The 4,289-nt window shown below is 35.8% G+C and carries 7 protein-coding genes; 5 read left to right on the top strand and 2 right to left on the bottom strand.

Features of this window, described 5'->3' with window-relative positions:
- From HX743_RS15550 to HX743_RS15560, 3 genes are all read left to right on the top strand, one after another.
- Window positions 1–158: recombinase family protein (locus HX743_RS15550; protein WP_178319579.1), on the top strand; the 158-nt coding region annotated here is incomplete at its 5' end.
- 220 nt (window positions 159–378) lie between these two features.
- On the top strand, window positions 379–666 hold the full coding sequence (locus HX743_RS15555) for a hypothetical protein (RefSeq protein WP_178319641.1): 288 nt from the start codon (window positions 379–381) through the stop codon (window positions 664–666).
- Between the two features lie 119 nt (window positions 667–785).
- Window positions 786–1,355 carry a hypothetical protein gene (locus HX743_RS15560; protein ID WP_178319642.1) on the top strand — a complete coding sequence of 190 codons (570 nt, stop codon included), beginning with the start codon at window positions 786–788 and terminating at the stop codon, window positions 1,353–1,355.
- Between the two features lie 197 nt (window positions 1,356–1,552).
- Here HX743_RS15560 and HX743_RS16500 read toward each other — a convergent pair whose 3' ends face one another.
- Window positions 1,553–1,678, bottom strand: coding sequence for a hypothetical protein (locus tag HX743_RS16500; protein WP_004969301.1), 126 nt, complete (start codon window positions 1,676–1,678; stop codon window positions 1,553–1,555).
- Window positions 1,679–1,894: 216 nt separating this feature from the next.
- Here HX743_RS16500 and HX743_RS15565 point away from each other — a divergent pair, with 216 nt between their 5' ends.
- Window positions 1,895–2,191 (top strand): type II toxin-antitoxin system RelE/ParE family toxin, encoded by a 297-nt coding sequence (locus HX743_RS15565; RefSeq protein ID WP_004647749.1) that lies wholly within the window; start codon window positions 1,895–1,897, stop codon window positions 2,189–2,191.
- 1 nt (window position 2,192) lies between these two features.
- Entirely contained in the window at window positions 2,193–2,483 is a 291-nt protein-coding gene (locus HX743_RS15570; protein WP_004969304.1) for an addiction module antidote protein, read from the top strand.
- Window positions 2,484–2,593: 110 nt separating this feature from the next.
- Here HX743_RS15570 and HX743_RS15575 read toward each other — a convergent pair whose 3' ends face one another.
- The gene (locus tag HX743_RS15575) at window positions 2,594–4,048 is read right to left on the bottom strand and encodes a SulP family inorganic anion transporter (RefSeq protein WP_026438532.1); all 1,455 of its coding nucleotides are present in this window, start codon (window positions 4,046–4,048) and stop codon (window positions 2,594–2,596) included.
- Window positions 4,049–4,289 lie beyond the last annotated feature (241 nt).

Consider the following 4,289-nt stretch of genomic DNA (forward strand, 5'->3'; position numbering starts at 1 on the left):
GGAAGTACAAAGGTCGGGTGCATAAACTAAAGCCTGACCAAGCTGAAGCTTTACGACAAGCATGGAAGGAGGGGAAGTATCCATCGAAAATGGCATTAGGGAAAGCTTTTGGGATTAGTCGTCAGGCGGTATACCGATATTTACAAGTTAGTGAATAGCTTATTGGGATTAGCAACTAAATTTAGTTTAACTTATAAAAATCATGAAACACTGTTCGAATTTTAAGCGTGGAACATGAATAATCAATAAAAAGCCGCTCTGGTGCCCTATATTCCAGAACGGCTTGCTTTAATATAATGATATTTAAAGAGAAATATCAAGCATTTCGTATAAGGTGTATTATGTTAATTTTAGATTTTTTAAAAAATTAGGGCATCCATGAATCCTTTAGAATTCTACTGTTTAATATTGAAAAATATGGATAAAAACCTGGCTAAGAAACTAGGTAAAATTGAGAAAAAATATACTAATGTTCCATTTAAAAATGATGAAATAGCTAAAGTTAAAATTAAATCCGAATTTGCTTCAGAAATGGGGTTTTTCGTACTTAATTCAGCAACTTCTTTAGCTGTAGATGAAGAAAACTATAATTTTGCATACTGCTTAAAAATCTTAGAACTATATCCAATTAAGAATAACGATTTTTTTATTGGAATGAGCATATAAAGCTATTTTCAGAATTAGAAAAAAATAATTTTTTATATGAAGATGTCTGCAAACTACATGATTTTCTGGTAAATAACTTTAGCTTTAACGGTGATTTAAAGAATATTATTAGTCATGAGATGCTTAGAAATTCTGGCGTCAATATACTGCTAATTTTAATTCACTTAGATCATTTAATTTCTAAGAAGTGGGGATTCCAATCAATCTCACTAAACCAAGCATTAAAGTTTAAGTTTAAAAATAAACGACCATACTTCCCATCAAAAACTTTTACAGATTTTCTTTTATTTATCTTAAAGATAAATGCAAAGTTTGAAGCAACAAAAGGACATAAAGTCGAGATTCTGAAGACTATTCCTCCAACTAATGGTTTTGAGCAATGGTTAGATCCTTCTCTCGAAGATGAACAAATTAAAGAATTTATACAACTAATTAAAAAAGTTAGAGAAAACAGAAGACTATGCTACTTGAATGAAGTCTATGAGTTCCTAGGTCTACCTTATGGTGAGTTTAAAAATGATGAAATTTATGAACAAGTCTCAGAAGAGAATTATTTATTCCTGAAAAATGAACTTCCAGAAGATAAGTGGTTTGAAAGTATTAATGCCATAGCTGGCCTATGGTTAATATATTTTTGGCAAGACTTTTATTATAAACATTTTCAAAAACAGCCAGCGTTTCTACGTTAGCTACATCAGAAGATTTTATCGTGATATGGGAAGCCTTCCTGAAGAAATATCCTTCAGAAGGCCAATATCTTTGGCCTTCTGAATTGATATTACAAGATAAATAAATTTTTATTTACGAGGTGGATTATTGTCTCGGCCACCACCTGATGGATTTCCAGTAGTACTAGGCCAACCTGCTGTGCTCATAGTTTTCATCCTTATTTAGATTTCGTAGGTTTATGATTAGGATTCAATTGTCGGCTACGGTTGTCCTGATTCTGCGCATGTTGAATATTATTAGGATTTTTTACTGTAGCACGTTGATCATTCGCTGTTTGTGTCATTGCTTTCTCCTTAAAATGTTTGAACATCTGACAAGGAAAGTATGGCTTCAAAAAAATATGCATCTTGCCTGAAAAACACTAAAAAAGTTTAAATTTTAACCAAAAAAATTATGTATTTAACATAATGGTGTTATACGAAATTAATGGATGTTCGTATAAATTACTTGCATATTGTATTCGATCGAATACAATATAGTGAGAAGATAAGGAATCCTCATGATTGAAATTAAACGTCTTCCAGAATTTGATGAATGGTTGGATGGCATTAAAGACAATATGACCCGTATCCGCCTGAATCGTCGATTAGATAAGGTTCAACGTGGAAACTGGGGAGACATTAAACCTCTCCAAGATGGCGTTTGGGAAATGAGAGAATTCTTCGGTTCTGGATGGAGGATGTATTACATCCAACATGGTGACGTTGTGATTGTAATGCTTGGTGGTGGAGATAAATCAACTCAACAACAAGACATCGATCGGGCAGTCAAACTATCGAAAACATTGGAGGATTAAAATGGTTAAAGTCGCTGATTTACCAAGTTTTGATATGGCTGAGTCGCTCAAAACTGAAGAAGACATTGTGATGTATCTCAATATGGTTCTTGAAGAAAATGATCCAGCTGAATTAGCCCATGCACTTGGTGTTATTGCTAAAGCTCGTGGCATGACTCAAATCGCTAAAGAAGCAGGGATTGGGCGTGAAGCACTCTACAAAGCCCTACGTCAGGATTCAGCACCACGTTTTGATACGATTAATCGTGTAGTAAATGCTTTAGGATTAAAACTCACAGTACAACACGCTTAAAACTTTAAAAATATAGTAAAAATGGGAGCTAAAGGCTCCCATTTTTAGATTCGTATAAGGTGTATTATGTTAATTTTAGAAATTCTATATAAATATAGAATTTTTAAAACTTAAATTCTGGCATGTGTCCCATACTTATCAATCATGATCGAACTGGCTTCATTTAGACCACGTACTGTGACATTCGCACCATTCTTTTGAAATTTATTTACAACAGAATCAAGCATGGCGACTGATGTTACATCCCAAATGTGAGAATGGGTCAAATCAATAATCACCTCCTTTACATCCTCTTTAAAGTCAAAACCTTGCATGAATTTTTCAGAAGAACTAAAGAAGATCTGACCTCTCAACTCATATAAACGGGCCATTCCTTCAAAAGATGCTGTCACCTGGATATCATTTTCAAGTTTATTCGCCAGGAACAAGGCTGAAAGTAATACGCCTGTTAACACACCCAAAGCCAGGTTATGCGTAGCAACAACTACAATCACCGTCGCAATCATGACGATATTACTGCTCTTAGGATTATCTTTTAACTGAGTGACAGAACTCCATTCAAAGGTACTGATAGAGACCATTATCATTACCGCTACCAATGCAGCCATTGGAATCACTTTGAGCCAGTCGCTGATAAATACAACCAGAATAAGAAGAAAAATGCCCGCAGAGAATGTTGATAAGCGTGTAAGGCCACCTGATTTTACGTTAATCATAGATTGACCAATCATTGCACAACCGGCCATGCCACCCATAAAGCCAGAAGCAATATTCGCAATCCCTTGTCCCTTACATTCCTGATATTTATCACTTGGCGTATCAGTCATTTCATCCACGATAGTTGCTGTCATCATCGATTCAAGTAAACCTACAGCCGCCAGTGCGACTGAATAAGGCAAAATAATCATCAATGTTTCAATATTCAAAGGAATATCTGGAATCAAGAACATTGGAAGTGTGTCAGGTAAAGACCCCATATCGCCCACGGTCCGTACATCAATTCCTAAAGCGATTGCCAATAATGTGATTGCAATGATGCAGACTAGTGGAGAAGGGAGTAATTTTCCTAATTTGGGAACCAGAGGGAATAGATAAATAATTGCTAAACCTAAAGCAACAAAAGCATATACATGCCAGGTCACATTAATCAGTTCAGGCAATTGAGCCATGAAAATTAAGATCGCTAACGCATTTACGAATCCAATAACCACAGATTTAGATACAAACCGCATTAACTTGGCGAGCTTTAAATAGCCTGCCAATATTTGAATCACGCCTGTCAAAATTGTTGCTGCCAGCAGATATTCAAGCCCATGCTCTTTGACCAATGTGACCATAAGCAGCGCCATTGCACCAGTGGCTGCTGAAATCATGGCAGGACGACCACCTACGAAAGAAATCACGACGGCAATACAGAAGGATGCGTATAGACCAACTTTAGGATCTACACCTGCAATAATTGAAAATGCGATGGCTTCAGGGATGAGTGCAAGACCGACGACTAATCCGGCAAGTACATCCCCACGGATGTTAGAGAACCACTGTTCTCGGACATTAGATAACATAAACATAGCCTGTTTTTTAATTTTTCAGATAGGCTAGTGATGTGATATATACAACACACAAACGACTACACCACATCACTAGACAGTGATGAGTTATTTACAGATTTAAGACGATAAATAAACTTAAGGTGGCGTAAGTGTCATAAGATGAAAGAACGTTTTAGAGTAAAAAAATCAGGACAAGGGTAACAGCTAGGTACTTTTTTATAAAGCCTGGATGTTATATCCAAGCTTTGTTTAA

Origin of the sequence: Acinetobacter sp. Swhac1 (assembly GCF_013390985.1) — a bacterium.
In the GTDB taxonomy this organism is placed as follows: domain Bacteria; phylum Pseudomonadota; class Gammaproteobacteria; order Pseudomonadales; family Moraxellaceae; genus Acinetobacter; species Acinetobacter towneri.

Bases quoted from the DNA above. Each gene is read 5' to 3' on its own strand.
- HX743_RS15570 (WP_004969304.1), top strand. From the start codon at position 2,193: ATGGTTAAAGTCGCTGATTTACCAAGTTTTGATATGGCTGAGTCGCTC.
- HX743_RS16500 (WP_004969301.1), bottom strand. From the start codon at position 1,678: ATGACACAAACAGCGAATGATCAACGTGCTACAGTAAAAAATCCTAAT.
- HX743_RS15560 (WP_178319642.1), top strand. From the start codon at position 786: ATGCTTAGAAATTCTGGCGTCAATATACTGCTAATTTTAATTCACTTA.
- HX743_RS15555 (WP_178319641.1), top strand. From the start codon at position 379: ATGAATCCTTTAGAATTCTACTGTTTAATATTGAAAAATATGGATAAA.
- HX743_RS15565 (WP_004647749.1), top strand. From the start codon at position 1,895: ATGATTGAAATTAAACGTCTTCCAGAATTTGATGAATGGTTGGATGGC.
- HX743_RS15575 (WP_026438532.1), bottom strand. From the start codon at position 4,048: ATGTTATCTAATGTCCGAGAACAGTGGTTCTCTAACATCCGTGGGGAT.